At 61.5% G+C, this 16,004-nt stretch carries 9 protein-coding genes, 2 tRNA genes and 3 rRNA genes; 8 read left to right on the top strand and 6 right to left on the bottom strand.

The genetic code is table 11. The annotated features are described in order from the left end of the window. The first annotated feature begins 59 nt into the window (after window positions 1-59). The 6 genes from purD (at window position 60) to ACVN9Z_RS16200 (ending at window position 4,493) form a co-directional block, all read left to right on the top strand. Window positions 60-1,367 (top strand): phosphoribosylamine--glycine ligase, encoded by a 1,308-nt coding sequence (gene purD, locus ACVN9Z_RS16225; RefSeq protein ID WP_006387794.1) that lies wholly within the window; start codon window positions 60-62, stop codon window positions 1,365-1,367. A gap of 12 nt (window positions 1,368-1,379) precedes the next feature. Further along, window positions 1,380-2,291, top strand: a complete 912-nt coding sequence (gene hemF / locus ACVN9Z_RS16220) for an oxygen-dependent coproporphyrinogen oxidase (protein WP_006387793.1) — start codon at window positions 1,380-1,382, stop codon at window positions 2,289-2,291. Continuing rightward, the gene (gene nadD / locus ACVN9Z_RS16215; protein WP_458212395.1) at window positions 2,288-2,875 is read left to right on the top strand and encodes a nicotinate (nicotinamide) nucleotide adenylyltransferase; all 588 of its coding nucleotides are present in this window, start codon (window positions 2,288-2,290) and stop codon (window positions 2,873-2,875) included. The genes hemF and nadD overlap by 4 nt, the downstream gene beginning before the upstream one ends. 73 nt (window positions 2,876-2,948) lie before the next feature. After that, a complete protein-coding gene (gene rsfS / locus ACVN9Z_RS16210) occupies window positions 2,949-3,353 on the top strand; it encodes a ribosome silencing factor (protein ID WP_006387791.1) in 405 nt (134 codons plus the stop codon). A gap of 8 nt (window positions 3,354-3,361) precedes the next feature. Further along, the gene (gene rlmH, locus ACVN9Z_RS16205) at window positions 3,362-3,832 is read left to right on the top strand and encodes a 23S rRNA (pseudouridine(1915)-N(3))-methyltransferase RlmH (RefSeq protein WP_006387790.1); all 471 of its coding nucleotides are present in this window, start codon (window positions 3,362-3,364) and stop codon (window positions 3,830-3,832) included. A 49-nt stretch (window positions 3,833-3,881) separates the two neighbouring features. Beyond that, window positions 3,882-4,493, top strand: coding sequence for a Maf family protein (locus ACVN9Z_RS16200; RefSeq protein WP_107316819.1), 612 nt, complete (start codon window positions 3,882-3,884; stop codon window positions 4,491-4,493). Between the two features lie 77 nt (window positions 4,494-4,570). On the opposite strand, the gene ACVN9Z_RS16195 is transcribed toward ACVN9Z_RS16200, so the two are convergent. Beyond that, the gene (locus ACVN9Z_RS16195) at window positions 4,571-5,911 is read right to left on the bottom strand and encodes a dicarboxylate/amino acid:cation symporter (protein WP_006387788.1); all 1,341 of its coding nucleotides are present in this window, start codon (window positions 5,909-5,911) and stop codon (window positions 4,571-4,573) included. A 295-nt stretch (window positions 5,912-6,206) separates the two neighbouring features. Between ACVN9Z_RS16195 and ACVN9Z_RS16190 the strand changes: the two genes are divergently transcribed. Together ACVN9Z_RS16190 and ACVN9Z_RS16185 are read left to right on the top strand one after the other, a co-directional pair. Next, window positions 6,207-8,135, top strand: coding sequence for a sensor histidine kinase (locus ACVN9Z_RS16190; protein ID WP_458212394.1), 1,929 nt, complete (start codon window positions 6,207-6,209; stop codon window positions 8,133-8,135). 101 nt (window positions 8,136-8,236) lie between these two features. Further along, window positions 8,237-9,622 (top strand): sigma-54-dependent transcriptional regulator, encoded by a 1,386-nt coding sequence (locus ACVN9Z_RS16185; protein ID WP_020926882.1) that lies wholly within the window; start codon window positions 8,237-8,239, stop codon window positions 9,620-9,622. Window positions 9,623-9,755: 133 nt separating this feature from the next. Here ACVN9Z_RS16185 and rrf read toward each other — a convergent pair. The 5 genes from rrf to ACVN9Z_RS16160 all read right to left on the bottom strand — a co-directional run bounded on the left by rrf (window position 9,756) and on the right by ACVN9Z_RS16160 (window position 15,088). Continuing rightward, window positions 9,756-9,868, bottom strand: a 5S ribosomal RNA gene (rrf, locus tag ACVN9Z_RS16180). A gap of 199 nt (window positions 9,869-10,067) precedes the next feature. After that, window positions 10,068-12,948, bottom strand: a 23S ribosomal RNA gene (locus tag ACVN9Z_RS16175). A 296-nt stretch (window positions 12,949-13,244) separates the two neighbouring features. Beyond that, a tRNA-Ala gene (locus tag ACVN9Z_RS16170) sits at window positions 13,245-13,320 on the bottom strand. 30 nt (window positions 13,321-13,350) lie between these two features. Further along, a tRNA-Ile gene (locus ACVN9Z_RS16165) sits at window positions 13,351-13,427 on the bottom strand. Between the two features lie 130 nt (window positions 13,428-13,557). Further along, window positions 13,558-15,088: ribosomal RNA gene (locus ACVN9Z_RS16160) — 16S ribosomal RNA — on the bottom strand. The 16S, 23S and 5S rRNA genes sit together here with 2 tRNA genes alongside, the layout of an rRNA operon. Window positions 15,089-16,004 lie beyond the last annotated feature (916 nt).

The following is a 16,004-nucleotide window of genomic DNA, read 5'->3' as shown; positions in this document are numbered from 1 at the left end:
CTATTTCTCGGGCAGGTGTCTGACGACACTCGACTGGCAACCTTAAGAATCACGCAACAATGAAACTCCTGGTAATTGGCTCGGGCGGCCGCGAACATGCCCTCGCCTGGCGGTTGGCCCGCTCCCCGCGCGTACACAAGGTGTACGTGGCGCCGGGCAACGGCGGCACGCAACGGGCCGAGCAGATGGAAAACATCCCGCTCACCAATGCCGAGGAACTGGCCGATTTCGTCCAGCGCGAAGGCATCGCCCTGACGGTCGTCGGCCCCGAGGCGCCGCTGGCCGCTGGCGTGGTCGACGTCTTCCGCGCTCGTGGCCTGAAGATCTTCGGCCCCACCAAGGCCGCCGCGCAGCTGGAAAGCTCCAAGGACTACGCCAAGGCCTTCATGGTCCGGCACAACATCCCGACCGCGCGCTACGAGACCTTCACCGATCCGGCCGCCGCCCACGCCTACATCGACCAGGAAGGCGCCCCCATCGTGATCAAGGCCGACGGCCTGGCCGCCGGCAAGGGCGTGGTGGTCGCCGCCACGCTCGAAGAAGCGCACGCAGCCGTCGACGCCATGCTCGGCGACGGCTCCATGGGCGAAGCCGGCGCGCGCGTCGTCATCGAGGAATGCCTGGTCGGCGAGGAAGCCAGCTTCATCGTCATGTGCGACGGCCGCAACGTGCTGGCGCTGGCCACCAGCCAGGACCACAAGCGCCTGCAAGATGGCGACCAGGGCCCGAACACCGGCGGCATGGGCGCCTACTCGCCCGCCCCCATCGTCACGCCCGAGCTGCATCACCGCATCATGCGCGAAATCATCCTGCCGACCGTGCAGGGCATGACGCGCGACGGCATCCCCTACACCGGCTTCCTGTACGCCGGCCTGATGATCGCCCCCGGCGACGATCCCGACCGCGACATCAAGACGCTGGAATTCAACTGCCGCATGGGCGACCCGGAAACCCAGCCCATCATGATGCGCGTCAAGAGCGACCTGCTGGACGCGCTCGAGCACGCCGTCGAAGGCACGCTGGACCAGGCCGACATCACCTGGGACCGCCGCACCGCCCTGGGCGTGGTGCTGGCCTCGCACAACTATCCCAACACCCCGCGTACCGGCGACGTCATCCGCGGCCTGCCCGCAGACGCCGACGACTGCATGGTGTTCCACGCGGCCACCCGCCTGGAAGGCGACGAAACCCAGACCACCGGCGGCCGCGTGCTGTGCGTCACCGCGCTGGGCGACTCGGTCAAGATGGCGCGCGACCGCGTCTACGAAGCCATCGACGGCATCCACTTCGACGGCCGCCAGTACCGCAGCGACATCGGCTGGCGCGCGCTCAAGCCGTCGCAGCAGAAGCCCAAGTCCAACGCGTAACCGGAAGCGCCGATGAACGCATTGCCCGTCGCCGACGTCCGCGGCTACTTCACCGGCCTGCAGGCCCGCATCGTCGGGGCGCTGGAAGCCGCCGAGGGCGGCCCGTTCCGCACCGACGAATGGATCCGGCCCGAAGGCGGCGGCGGCGTGTCGCGCCTGCTCGAAGGCGGCCAGTTGTTCGAACGCGCCGGCGTGCTGTTCAGCCACGTCCAGGGTTCCAAGCTGCCGCCCTCGGCCAGCGCGCACCGGCCCGAACTGGCCGGCCGCTCGTGGCAGGCCATGGGTGTCTCGATGGTGCTGCATCCGCGCAACCCCTACGTGCCCACCACGCACATGAACGTGCGCATGTTCGTCGCCACGGCCCGTCCCGGCCATGACGAAACCGACGTGTTCTGGTTCGGCGGGGGGATCGACCTGACGCCCTACTACCCCTTCGAGGAAGACGCGCGCCACTTCCACGCAGTGTGCCGCGACGCCCTGGCGGGCCACGGCGCCGACTACTACCCGCGCTACAAGCGCTGGTGCGACGAATACTTCTTCCTCAAGCACCGCAACGAAACCCGCGGCATCGGCGGCATCTTCTTCGACGACCTGAACGCCCCCGGTTTCGACGCCTCCTTCGCCTTGACGCGTTCGGTCGGCGACGCCTTCCTCGACAGCTACCTGCCAATCGTCGACCGCCGCCGCCACACGCCGTATGGCGAGCGAGAACGCGACTTCCAGGCCTACCGCCGCGGCCGCTACGTCGAGTTCAACCTGGTGTTCGACCGCGGCACGCTGTTCGGCCTGCAATCGGGCGGCCGCACCGAGTCGATCCTGCTGTCGATGCCGCCGCTGGCGCAATGGCGCTACGACTGGCAGCCCCAGGCAGGGACGCCCGAGGCCGAACTGGCCGCCTACCTGACGCCGCGGGATTGGGTGTGAAGCGTATCGGGCTCCTGGGCGGCAGTTTCGACCCCGTCCACGTCGCGCATGTCGCCCTGGCCGAAAACGCGCTGCGCGCGCTCGATCTGGCGCAGGTGCAATTGATCCCGGCCGCCAACCCGTGGCAACGCGCCGCCCTGCACGCCACCGCGCAACAGCGCCGCGCCATGCTGGAACTGGCCATTGCGGGCCGCGACGGCCTGGCGGTCAACCCGATCGAACTGGAGCGCGGCGGCGCCACCTACACCATCGACACCCTGCGCGCCCTGCCCGCCGATGCGCGCTACGTCTGGCTGCTGGGCGCCGACCAACTGGCCAATTTCTGCACCTGGCAGTCCTGGCGCGACATCGCCAGCCTGGTCGACCTGGCCGTGGCCACGCGCCCCGGCACGCCGCTGACGCCGCCGGCCGAACTGGCCGACTGGCTGCGTGGCCAGGGGCGCGAACTCGAAGAATTGCCTTTTGCCCCGATGCCGGTCTCGGCCTCGCAGATCCGCGAGCGCCTGGCCCGGGGCGAACCGACCCACGGCCTGCTGGCCGCCCCTGTCGCCGCCTATATTGCGGCGCACCATCTTTACCGATAAACCCACCCCCGCCTCGGCGCGCGGCGCCGCGGAACCGGCTCCCACCGCCCGTCAGCGGGTTATATTTGCAGCTATGGATATACAGAAACTCCAACGCGCCGTCATCGACGCCCTCGAAGACGTCAAGGCGCAAGACATCAAGGTCTTCAACACCACGCATCTGACCAGCCTGTTCGATCGCGTCGTGATTGCAAGCGCCACCTCCAACCGGCAGACCCGTGCGCTGGCCTCCAGCGTCTCCGACCGCGGCCGCGCGCTCGGCCTGTCGGGCATCACGATCGAAGGCGAAGACACCGGCGAATGGGTCGTGGTCGACCTGGGCGACGTTGTCGTCCACATCATGCAGCCCGCCATCCGCCAGTACTACAACCTGGAAGAGATCTGGGGCGGCAAGCCGGTGCGCGTCAAACTGCTGCCCGAATCCACCCGGTCCGCGCCGATCGCCGGCGACAGCGGCTACGACAGCACTGACGACTGAGGCGCGTCGTGAAACTGATCGTCGCGGCCGTGGGCACCCGCATGCCGGACTGGGTGCAGACAGCCTGGGACGACTACGCCAAGCGCCTGCCGCCGGACTGCGCGCTGGAACTGCGTGAAATCAAGCCCGAACCGCGCACCACCGGCAAGACCCCGGCACAGATGATGGCGGCCGAAGCCAAGCGCATCGAGGCCGCCCTGCCGGCCGGCGCGTTGCGCTTGGCGCTGGACGAACGCGGCCGCGATCTCACCACCATGGCGTTATCGCAAAAGCTCGAGCAATGGCGCGCCGGCGGCCAGGACGTCGCCTTCCTGGTCGGCGGCCCCGACGGACTCGACGCCGACCTCAAGGCCTCGTGCAGCGGTCAACTGCGCCTGTCATCCCTGACGCTGCCACACCCCATGGTGCGCGTGGTGCTGGCCGAACAGCTCTACCGCGCCTGGGCCATCATGACCAACCATCCCTATCACCGCGCCTGAGGCATGACGCCGGGCGCCAGCCTCGCGCGCCTGCAGCGCGCCGCCTCCCATGACTGACGCCTTGCCCGCACGCCTCTACCTCGCCTCCGCCAGTCCTCGCCGGCGCGAATTGCTGACACAGATCGGCCTGCCGCACGCGGTGCTGCGCGTGCCCGCTCCGCCCGGCGAAGACGAACCGCAACACCCCGGCGAAAGCGCCGCCGACTACGTCCGGCGCACGGCCCGCGACAAGGCCGAACGCGGTCGCGACTGGCTGCGCGCCCAATCCTTGCCCATCATGCCGCTGCTGGCCGCGGACACCACGGTCATCCTGAACGGCCAGGTGCTCGGCAAGCCCGCCGACCGCGACGACGCCATCCGCATCCTGCAGGCGCTGTCGGGCCAGACGCACCAGGTGCACACCGCCGTGGCGCTGTGGAGCGGCGAACGCCTGCTGGAGTCGGTCTCCATCACCGAGGTGCAAATGCGTCCGCTGCAAGCGGACGAAATCGCGCGCTATTGCGACAGCGGCGAACCCTACGGCAAGGCCGGCGCCTACGGCATCCAGGGGCTGGCCGGCACTTTCATCGCGCGCATCGACGGCAGCTACACCGGCGTCATGGGCTTGCCTCTGTTCGAAACCGCCAACCTGCTGCGGGCCGCCGGCATCGCGATTCCCTGATTCGCGCGGCAACATGAAAAAAGCCCCCGGGACCTTGGCGATCCCGGGGGCTTTTTTGTAGCGATCCGCGGCAGCGATCAGCTTTGCGAGGTCGACACCTGCGCCATCGCCTGCGGTTGCACGCCGGGCGCCGGGGCCTCGCCTTCCAGCGCCGCATGCAACTGGTCCTTGTCCAGCTCGCCTTCCCAGCGCGCCACCACCACGGCGGCGGTGGCGTTACCCACCAGGTTGGTCAGCGCGCGGCATTCGGACATGAAGCGGTCCACGCCCAGGATCAGCGCCATGCCGGCCACCGGCACGGTCGGCACCACCGACAGCGTGGCTGCCAGCGTGATGAAGCCGGCGCCCGTCACGCCCGCGGCGCCCTTGGAACTCAGCATCGCCACCAGCAGCAGCAGGATCTGGTCGCCCAACGACAGCGGAATGTCGCAGGCCTGGGCGATGAACAGCGCCGCCATCGTCATGTAGATGTTGGTGCCGTCCAGGTTGAACGAATACCCGGTAGGCACCACCAGGCCGACCACCGACTTCGAGCAGCCGGCGCGCTCCATCTTCTGCATCAGCGTCGGCAGTGCCGCTTCCGACGAGCTCGTGCCCAGCACCAGGAGCAGTTCTTCGCGGATGTAGCGCACCAGCTTCAGGATCGAGAAGCCGTTGTAGCGCGCCACCAGGCCCAGCACCACGACCACGAACAGCACCGAAGTGGCGTAGAACGTGCCCACCAGCATCGCCAGGTTGATGATCGACTTGATGCCGTACTTGCCGATGGTGAACGCCATCGCGCCAAAGGCCCCGATGGGCGCGGCCTTCATCAGGATGGCGACCAGCTTGAAGATGGGCTGGGCCAGCGCCGTCAGGAAGTCCAGCACCGGCTTGCCGCGCTCGCCGACCTGCGCCAGCGCGATGCCGAACAGCACCGCCACGAACAACACCTGCAGGATGTCGCCGCCGACGAAGGGGCTGAAGATCGTGGTGGGGATGACGTTCAGCAGGAAGCCAGTGATGGTCGAGTCATGCGCCTTGGCGACATAGCCCGACACCGCCTTCTGGTCGAGCGTGGCCGGATTGATGTGCATGCCGGCGCCCGGCTGCACGAGGTGGCTCACCAGCATGCCGACGATCAGCGCCAGGGTCGAGAACACCAGGAAGTACAGCATGGCCTTGCCGGCCACGCGGCCGACCTTCTTCAGGTCGCTCATGGCCGCGATGCCGGTCGCCACCGTCAGGAAGATCACCGGCGCGATGATCATCTTCACCAGCTTGATGAAGCCATCGCCCAGGGGCTGCATCGCCTGGCCGAGATCGGGCTTGAAATAGCCCAGCAGAATGCCGACCACAATGGCGAACAGCACCTGCACGTACAGGATTTGATAGAACTTGAGCTTGCGCGCAGGCGCGCCTTGATCCACTTCGATCATTGGGATTTGTCCCCACCAGGGGCCCCTGTTCCCCCGCGTCGTGGCGCAGCGGATATCGGGGCGTTATCTCTTTTAGAGCCTTGCGTATTGGCGCAGGCCGATTTCACCCGGTGTGCGATGTGGCCGGGCTTGGAGGGACATACGCAAACCCCGTGCCAGCAGCAAGCCTCCCTCGCCGCCGCCTCAAGTGTTTGATTCGACTTGGAATTTTTTCCACCCCACGGTACACCGATAAAATATCGAGCGAAATACCGCACAGAAACCGGATAAAATGTGCGAAAAACCGCACAACACCATGCCCCTCCCCTCAGCCTTCCCGCCGACGCAGCCGGATCCGGACGCCATCGGCCCACGCCGCCTTCCCGCCTGGGCCTGGATCCTGCTGGCCTTGGTGGCGGTGGCCGCCGTCTTTGGCATCCTGCACGCCGCCAGTCAATGGGCGCGGGAAGGAGCGCTCAAGGAGGCCTACCAGCAGGCCCGCAGCGCGGGACAGATCAATGCCGCCCTGCTCCGCAACAACCTGGACAAGTTCCGCGCGCTGCCCTTCGTCCTGACGCGCGACGTGGACCTGCGCGCCACGCTGCAGGCGCCCTCGGCAGCGCAGATCGAAGCGCTCGACGAGAAACTCGATACCTTGAGCCGCGGCGTCGGCGCATCCGCAATCTACGTGCTGGACCGCAGCGGCTATGCGATCGCCGCTAGCAACTGGCGCGAGCCGGCCACCTTCGTCGGTGTCGACTACCAGTTCCGGCCGTATTTCCGCGGCGCAGTGGCACATGGCTCGGCCGAACACTTCGCCCTGGGCACGGTCAGCCACGAAGCCGGGCTGTACCTGTCGCGCCGTGTGGACGACGCCAATGGCGCCATGCTGGGCGTGGTGGTATTGAAAGTCGATTTCCGCGATCTCGAGGCCGATTGGCGCCAGTCGAACGCGCCCATCTTCGTCACCGACGAGCATGGCGTGGTGCTCCTGGGAAGCGTGCCCGACTGGCGCTTTCGCGTCGTGGCGCCGCTCGCGCCCGACCTGGCCCAAACCCTGCGCACCAGCCTGCAGTTCGGCGATGCCATGTTCCAGCCACTCCCGTTGCAGCCGCCCCTGCAAACCGTCAGTGGCGGCCAACTGGTGCGGGCCGGCGAAGCCTTGCCGCAAATCCCGGCCAGTGCGCCGCTGCTGCACACCACGCTGCCCATTGTCGAATCGCCGGGCTGGACGTTGCATCTGCTGTCGCCGGTGCAGTCGGCCCTGAACCGCGCCACCGCCAACGCGCAGCTGGGCGCGCTGCTGGCGCAAGGCGTGCTGTCCGCGGTGGTCGGCATCCTGCTGTACCGCCGTCACCGGGGCCGCGAGCGCAGCGCGCAGCAATTGGCCGTACGCCAGCAACTGGCCGCGCAGGTCGAGGAACGCACCGCGCAGTTGCGCGCGGCCAATCAGCAGTTGGTCGCGCAGATGGACGAACGCCAACGCACCGAAGCGCGCCTGCACACCATGCAGGACGAACTGGTGCAGGCCAGCAAGCTCGCGCTATTGGGACAGGTGGCCGCCGGCGTGGCGCATGAAATCAACCAGCCGGTGGCCGCCATCCGCGCCTATGCCGACAACGCCGCCGAATTCCTGCGCCGGCGCGACAATCCCTCGGTCGAGGAAAACCTGGCCACCATCGCCTCGCTTACAGAACGCATCGGCCATATAACCGGCGAACTGCGAGCCTTTTCGCGCAAGGCCGGGGCCTCGGTCGGTCCCACCAGCCTGCAGGAAGCGCTGGACGGCGCGCTGCTGCTGGTCGGCCCGCGCGCCAGGCGGCAGGGCGTGGTCCTGCAGCGGCCTCCCGTCGAACAGGATCATCGGGTGTGGGCCGACCGCATCCGTCTGGAGCAGGTGATGGTGAATCTGCTGCAGAACGGTCTGGATGCGCTTGAAGGCCGGGCCGACGGCCGCATCGTCGTCGCCATGCAGGACATGGGCGCATCGGTGCAGTTGTTCGTCAGCGACAACGGCCCGGGTCTGTCGGCCGAAACCAGCGCCCGGCTGTTCACGCCGTTCCACACGACCAAGGCCGAAGGCCTCGGACTGGGGTTGGTGATCTCGCGCGACATCGTCGCCGAGTTCGGCGGCGACCTGCGTGTCGCCCATCCCGGCGACGCCATTTTCCCCGCGCCCCACGGTCCCGACCGCGGCGCGATGTTCACCCTCACGCTGCGCAAGTCGCCGCCCGCCGATCCATGACCCGCGTTCCTGACTCCCCTTCCCGCCCGCCGACCCGGCCAGATCCGGCGACGCCGGCATCAGACACCAGACACCTGGAACACACCGAGGCCGAGCCGGCCATGGCCGCAATGTTCGAAGCGGCTGCCGGCAACCGGCCGGCGCCCCTGGTGGCTTTCATCGATGACGACGACGAACTGCGTCGCGCCAATGTGCAAACACTCAAGCTGCGCGGCATCGACGTGCAAGCCCACGCCAGCGCGCGCGGTGCGCTGGCCACCTTGAATCGTGATTTCGATGGCGTGGTGGTCACCGACATCCGCATGCCCGATATCGACGGCCTGCAACTGTTCCAGCGCCTGCGCGCCATCGATCCGGAAATTCCCGTCATTCTCATTACCGGCCATGGCGATATCGCCATGGCGGTGCAATGCATGCGCGACGGCGCCTATGATTTCCTGGCCAAGCCCTATCCGCCTGACCGCCTCGTCACCGCCATCACCCACGCCGCCGAAAAGCGCCACCTGGTGCTTGAAAACCGCCGCCTGCGCGAAGCGGCGTTCGCCGTCGAAGCCGATGAAGTGCCCTTTATCGGCACCACACCGGCCATGCAGCGCATCAAGCAGACCTTGCGCCACATCGCCGATGCGGACGTCGATGTCCTGGTGGAGGGCGAGACCGGCACGGGCAAAGAGGTGGTCGCCACCGCCCTGCATCGCCTGAGCCGCCGCCGTCACCGGGCGTTGGTCGCGATCAACTGTGGCGCGCTACCCGAAAGCGTGATCGAAAGTGAGCTATTCGGCCACGAGGCCGGCGCCTTCACCGGCGCACAGAAGCGCCGCATCGGGCGTATCGAGCATGCCAGCGGCGGCACGCTGTTCCTGGACGAAATCGAAAGCATGCCGCTCGCCGTGCAGGTCAAGCTGCTGCGGGTACTGGAATCCCGCCAGATCACGCCGCTGGGCAGCAACGAGGTCCGCAGCCTGGATCTGCGTGTCGTCGCCGCCACCAAGGAAGACCTGGGCAATCCCGCGATCCGCGCCAAATTTCGTGAAGATCTCTTCTACCGGCTCAACGTCGTCACCATCCGTATCCCGCCGCTGCGCGAACGCCGCGAGGACATTCCGCTGCTGCTGGCCCATTATCTGGGTCACGCCTCGCGCCGCTTCCAACGCGACATTCCCGATATGCCGGCCGACATCAAGCGTCACCTGTTGACGCACGACTGGCCCGGCAACGTGCGCGAACTCGCCCACTTCGCCGAGCGCTTCGTGCTGGGCGTGCTCAACACGCCGGCCGCAGTCTCGCCAACCGCGGAAACCGCGCCAGGCACCCTGCCGGAAAAGATGGAACGCTTCGAGGCCCAGCTCATCCGCGACGCCCTCGCCGCCCACCAGGGCGATGTGCGCGCCACGCTGGAAGCGTTGGGCATTCCCCGCAAGACCTTCTACGACAAGCTGCAGCGCCACGGCATCGATCGGCAGGATTACACCGGCGCCACCAACTGAACCGTCCGCGCTGAATTTCCGTGGGATCAAGTAAAAACCCCCATGCGGCGCCAGCCGCACGGGGGTTCTTGTTTCACACGCCACAAAAACAAAACCCCACAGGCGCGAGCCTATGGGGTTTTGAGCAATAAAAGCCTGACGATGACCTACTTTCACAGACGTCCGTCCACTATCATCGGCGCAAAGGCGTTTCACTGTCCTGTTCGGGATGGGAAGGAGTGGTACCACCTTGCTATGGTCGTCAGGCGTAACGGGTTGAGAGATTGTCTTTGGGGACAACCGCTCCAATCTTGGAAGAAGCGCAACGTGTGGGGATCAGAGAGTGTCTCGATGATCCCGCACAGTGGGTGTAATTGGTGTTGGCTGGCTGCTGACGGGGCAGCCAGATTTTGTATTGAACGACACTTGGAACGCTATATCACCAGGTCATAACCATCAGTGTTATAGGATCAAGCCTCACGAGCAATTAGTATCGGTTAGCTTAACGCATTACTGCGCTTCCACACCCGACCTATCAACGTCCTGGTCTCGAACGACTCTTTAGGGGGATCAAGTCCCCGGGATACCTAATCTTCAGACGAGTTTCCCGCTTAGATGCCTTCAGCGGTTATCTCTTCCGTACTTAGCTACCCGGCAATGCCATTGGCATGACAACCGGTACACCAGAGGTACGTCCACTCCGGTCCTCTCGTACTAGGAGCAGGCTCCGTCAAGTATCCAACGCCCACGGCAGATAGGGACCAAACTGTCTCACGACGTTTTAAACCCAGCTCACGTACCTCTTTAAATGGCGAACAGCCATACCCTTGGGACCGGCTACAGCCCCAGGATGAGATGAGCCGACATCGAGGTGCCAAACACCGCCGTCGATATGAACTCTTGGGCGGTATCAGCCTGTTATCCCCAGAGTACCTTTTATCCGTTGAGCGATGGCCCTTCCATTCAGAACCACCGGATCACTATGTCCTGCTTTCGCACCTGTTCGACTTGTCAGTCTCACAGTCAAGCACGCTTATGCCATTGCACTATCAGCACGATTTCCGACCGTACCTAGCGTACCTTCGAACTCCTCCGTTACACTTTGGGAGGAGACCGCCCCAGTCAAACTGCCCACCATGCACTGTCCCCGATCCGGATAACGGACCAAGGTTAGAACCGCAAACAAACCAGGGTGGTATTTCAAGGATGGCTCCACGTGATCTAGCGACCACGCTTCAAAGCCTCCCACCTATCCTACACAGGCCGGTTCACAGTCCAATGCAAAGCTACAGTAAAGGTTCATGGGGTCTTTCCGTCTAGCCGCGGGTAGATTGCATCATCACAAACACTTCAACTTCGCTGAGTCTCAGGAGGAGACAGTGTGGCCATCGTTACGCCATTCGTGCAGGTCGGAACTTACCCGACAAGGAATTTCGCTACCTTAGGACCGTTATAGTTACGGCCGCCGTTTACCGGGGCTTCGATCAAGAGCTTGCACCCCATCACTTAACCTTCCGGCACCGGGCAGGCGTCACACCCTATACGTCGACTTTCGTCTTTGCAGAGTGCTGTGTTTTTAATAAACAGTCGCAGCCACCGATTCTCTGCGACCCCATCATGCTAAGCGCGCAGGCGCTTCACACTACCGGGGTATACCTTCTCCCGAAGTTACGGTATCAATTTGCCGAGTTCCTTCTCCTGAGTTCTCTCAAGCGCCTTGGAATATTCATCCCGTCCACCTGTGTCGGTTTGCGGTACGGTCTCGTACAGCTGAAGCTTAGAGGCTTTTCTTGGAACCACTTCCAATCACTTCGCAAGCAATGCTCGCTCGTGCCGTACCCTTGATTTACGCGCCCGGATTTGCCTAAGCGCCATCTTCGATACGTCAACAGGGACATCCAACACCCTGATGATCTTCCGCGATCCGTCCCCCCATCGCACTGTACGACGGTGCTGGAATATTAACCAGCTTCCCATCAGCTACGCATCTCTGCCTCGCCTTAGGGGCCGACTCACCCTGCGCCGATGAACGTTGCGCAGGAAACCTTGGACTTACGGCGAGGGGGCTTTTCACCCCCTTTATCGCTACTCATGTCAGCATTCGCACTTCTGATACCTCCAGCAGCCTTTACAAGCCACCTTCGCAGGCTTACAGAACGCTCTCCTACCGCGTGTACAAAGTACACACCCGCAGCTTCGGTTTATCGCTTAGCCCCGTTACATCTTCCGCGCAGGACGACTCGATCAGTGAGCTATTACGCTTTCTTTAAAGGATGGCTGCTTCTAAGCCAACCTCCTGACTGTCTATGCCTTCCCACTTCGTTTCCCACTTAGCGATAATTTGGGACCTTAGCTGGCGGTCTGGGTTGTTTCCCTCTTGAGTCCGGACGTTAGCACCCGGTGCTCTGTCTCCCAAGCTGTACTTGCGGGTATTCGGAGTTTGCCATAGTTTGGTAAGTCGCCATGACCCCCTAGCTATAACAGTGCTCTACCCCCCGCAGTAATACTTGAGGCACTACCTAAATAGTTTTCGGAGAGAACCAGCTATTTCCAGATTTGTTTAGCCTTTCACCCCTATCCACAGCTCATCCCCTAATTTTTCAACATTAGTGGGTTCGGTCCTCCAGCACGTGTTACCGTGCCTTCAACCTGGCCATGGATAGATCATCTGGTTTCGGGTCTACACCCAGCGACTGAATCGCCCTATTCGGACTCGCTTTCGCTACGGCTTCCCTATTCGGTTAACCTTGCCACTGAATGTAAGTCGCTGACCCATTATACAAAAGGTACGCAGTCACCCCACAAGGAGGCTCCTACTGTTTGTATGCATACGGTTTCAGGATCTATTTCACTCCCCTTCCGGGGTTCTTTTCGCCTTTCCCTCACGGTACTGGTTCACTATCGGTCGATCACGAGTATTTAGCCTTGGAGGATGGTCCCCCCATCTTCAAACAGGATTTCACGTGTCCCGCCCTACTTTTCTCACGCTTAGTTCCACACACAAAATTTCGTCTACAGGGCTATCACCTGCTACGGCCGGACTTTCCATTCCGTTCGACTATCTTGCATGCTAAAACGTGAAGGCTCTTCCGATTTCGCTCGCCACTACTTTCGGAATCTCGGTTGATTTCTTTTCCTCGAGCTACTGAGATGTTTCAGTTCACCCGGTTCGCTTCCACTGACCTATGTATTCAGTCAGGGATACTCCTTACGGAGTGGGTTTCCCCATTCGGATATCTGCGGATCAAAGCTTGTTTGCCAGCTCCCCGCAGCTTTTCGCAGGCTACTACGTCCTTCATCGCCTGTGATCGCCAAGGCATCCACCATATGCACTTAGTCGCTTGATCCTATAACGCTGTAGGCTATAGGACCTGAGTATTAGCGTTTGTGCCGTTCATAAGTTTCAAAGCAGTCTGAGGTTATTCACCCCAGTCTTGAGAACTTGGAACAAAATTAATGCAATCACAACCCGTACCCATCTTCATCAGCAAGCTGATTACTCGATGAGCACATTTCGTTGTGCTTCTTCCAGATTGTTAAAGAACGAATATAGCTGTTGAGTAAAACCCAACTCATAAGACCGGGCAGATATTATCCGCACGACACTATGAGTTAGCCTCTACATCCCACCAGGCACAGGTCTTGGTGGAGGTGAACGGGATCGAACCGATGACATCCTGCTTGCAAAGCAGGCGCTCTCCCAGCTGAGCTACACCCCCATATCCACGGCATCTCTACCTGCGAATACTTGGTGGGTCTGGTTGGATTCGAACCAACGACCCCCGCCTTATCAAGACGGTGCTCTAACCGACTGAGCTACAGACCCAAAACCTTCTCGGATCAGTAGTCAGAAGTCATGGACACAGGGAGGAGTCCCTCTACCCAAGCCCACAACCGATCCCAGCTATATCAAACAACCGATAAGAGTGGACGCTTAACACGAGCACTAAGCTCTGAAAGGAGGTGATCCAGCCGCACCTTCCGATACGGCTACCTTGTTACGACTTCACCCCAGTCATGAATCCTACCGTGGTAATCGCCCCCCTTGCGGTTAGGCTAACTACTTCTGGTAAAACCCACTCCCATGGTGTGACGGGCGGTGTGTACAAGACCCGGGAACGTATTCACCGCGACATGCTGATCCGCGATTACTAGCGATTCCGACTTCACGCAGTCGAGTTGCAGACTGCGATCCGGACTACGATCGGGTTTCTGGGATTGGCTCCCCCTCGCGGGTTGGCGACCCTCTGTCCCGACCATTGTATGACGTGTGAAGCCCTACCCATAAGGGCCATGAGGACTTGACGTCATCCCCACCTTCCTCCGGTTTGTCACCGGCAGTCTCATTAGAGTGCCCTTTCGTAGCAACTAATGACAAGGGTTGCGCTCGTTGCGGGACTTAACCCAACATCTCACGACACGAGCTGACGACAGCCATGCAGCACCTGTGTTCCGGTTCTCTTGCGAGCACTGCCAAATCTCTTCGGCATTCCAGACATGTCAAGGGTAGGTAAGGTTTTTCGCGTTGCATCGAATTAATCCACATCATCCACCGCTTGTGCGGGTCCCCGTCAATTCCTTTGAGTTTTAATCTTGCGACCGTACTCCCCAGGCGGTCAACTTCACGCGTTAGCTGCGCTACCAAGGCCCGAAGGCCCCAACAGCTAGTTGACATCGTTTAGGGCGTGGACTACCAGGGTATCTAATCCTGTTTGCTCCCCACGCTTTCGTGCATGAGCGTCAGTGTTATCCCAGGAGGCTGCCTTCGCCATCGGTGTTCCTCCGCATATCTACGCATTTCACTGCTACACGCGGAATTCCACCTCCCTCTGACACACTCTAGCCCGGTAGTTAAAAATGCAGTTCCAAAGTTAAGCTCTGGGATTTCACATCTTTCTTTCCGAACCGCCTGCGCACGCTTTACGCCCAGTAATTCCGATTAACGCTTGCACCCTACGTATTACCGCGGCTGCTGGCACGTAGTTAGCCGGTGCTTATTCTGCAGGTACCGTCAGTTTCGCGAGGTATTAACCCGCGACGTTTCTTTCCTGCCAAAAGTGCTTTACAACCCGAAGGCCTTCATCGCACACGCGGGATGGCTGGATCAGGGTTTCCCCCATTGTCCAAAATTCCCCACTGCTGCCTCCCGTAGGAGTCTGGGCCGTGTCTCAGTCCCAGTGTGGCTGGTCGTCCTCTCAAACCAGCTACGGATCGTCGCCTTGGTGAGCCGTTACCCCACCAACTAGCTAATCCGATATCGGCCGCTCCAATAGTGCAAGGTCTTGCGATCCCCTGCTTTCCCCCGTAGGGCGTATGCGGTATTAGCTACGCTTTCGCGTAGTTATCCCCCGCTACTGGGCACGTTCCGATACATTACTCACCCGTTCGCCACTCGCCACCAGACCGAAGTCCGTGCTGCCGTTCGACTTGCATGTGTAAGGCATCCCGCTAGCGTTCAATCTGAGCCAGGATCAAACTCTTCAGTTTAATCTCTGTATTTGTTTCGTATTTCTTAGTTCCGAAGAACCGAGTCATACGTCGCTACTCAAAGGAAGTGAGGTATGTGCTTAGACTTGACATCTAAGGTACTTCACTTCTAGTGAGCACTTGATTTCATTGTGCTTGTGAAAGGGTTTAAAACCCAGTCACTGTGCACCCGCATCAAGCGCCCACACTTATCGGTTGTTTAATTGTTAAAGAGCGGTACTGCCAAATTCTGTACTACCAAACTACTTACTGCATCTTCCGCTTTCTTCGGCGATTTCGCTTTCGCGTCGATCGCTGTGTCAGCAGCAGAGAAACGAGATTATGAAGAAGTTTTTATCGTTTGTCAAGTCAGCGTCGCTTGCTTCACTTCGCTGCCTTGCCTACGACCTCTTCAGGTCTCACCAGGCTCGCACCCGGCTTTCTCTTTAGCAGCTATCGAAATATCAGGGTTAACCCTAAGTTTTCGGTAACTGCCAAGCCTGAAACTATAACACAACTTTTGCAGATTATGCAACCGGCTTTTGCCTAATTTGCACTCTATCTTGCAACCCCGCCGCTTTGTGAATCGCTTCACTTTGCAGCAGCCCCGAATCGCTTCGGAGGTTGGTTACCGCCCCAGCTGACTCGCAACACCGACCAGACCGCCCCTACCGGGTAAACCCTGATTCGCCGCCACCAGCCAAGCCCAAGACTATAGCACAATTTTTGCAGATCGTGCAACTGGCTTCTGCCTGATTCGCACCATCCTATGCAAAACTCGCCGACCGCCGGTTCGAGAGAATCATCGCTGACTCACCGCCTTGCTGCCCTGCGGCAGATCCGTTTGCCGTAGCACTCGGATCCGTTGCACTTGCCTGGCCCCGCCGCTCAACAAAACCGCTTGAACTGCGAAGGAGCGAGACTATAGCACAGAATT

It is taken from the genome of Achromobacter sp. KK8, assembly GCF_054188005.1.
Note: the sequence above shows the minus strand (reverse complement) of the source record. Positions and strands in the feature narration are given on the sequence as shown.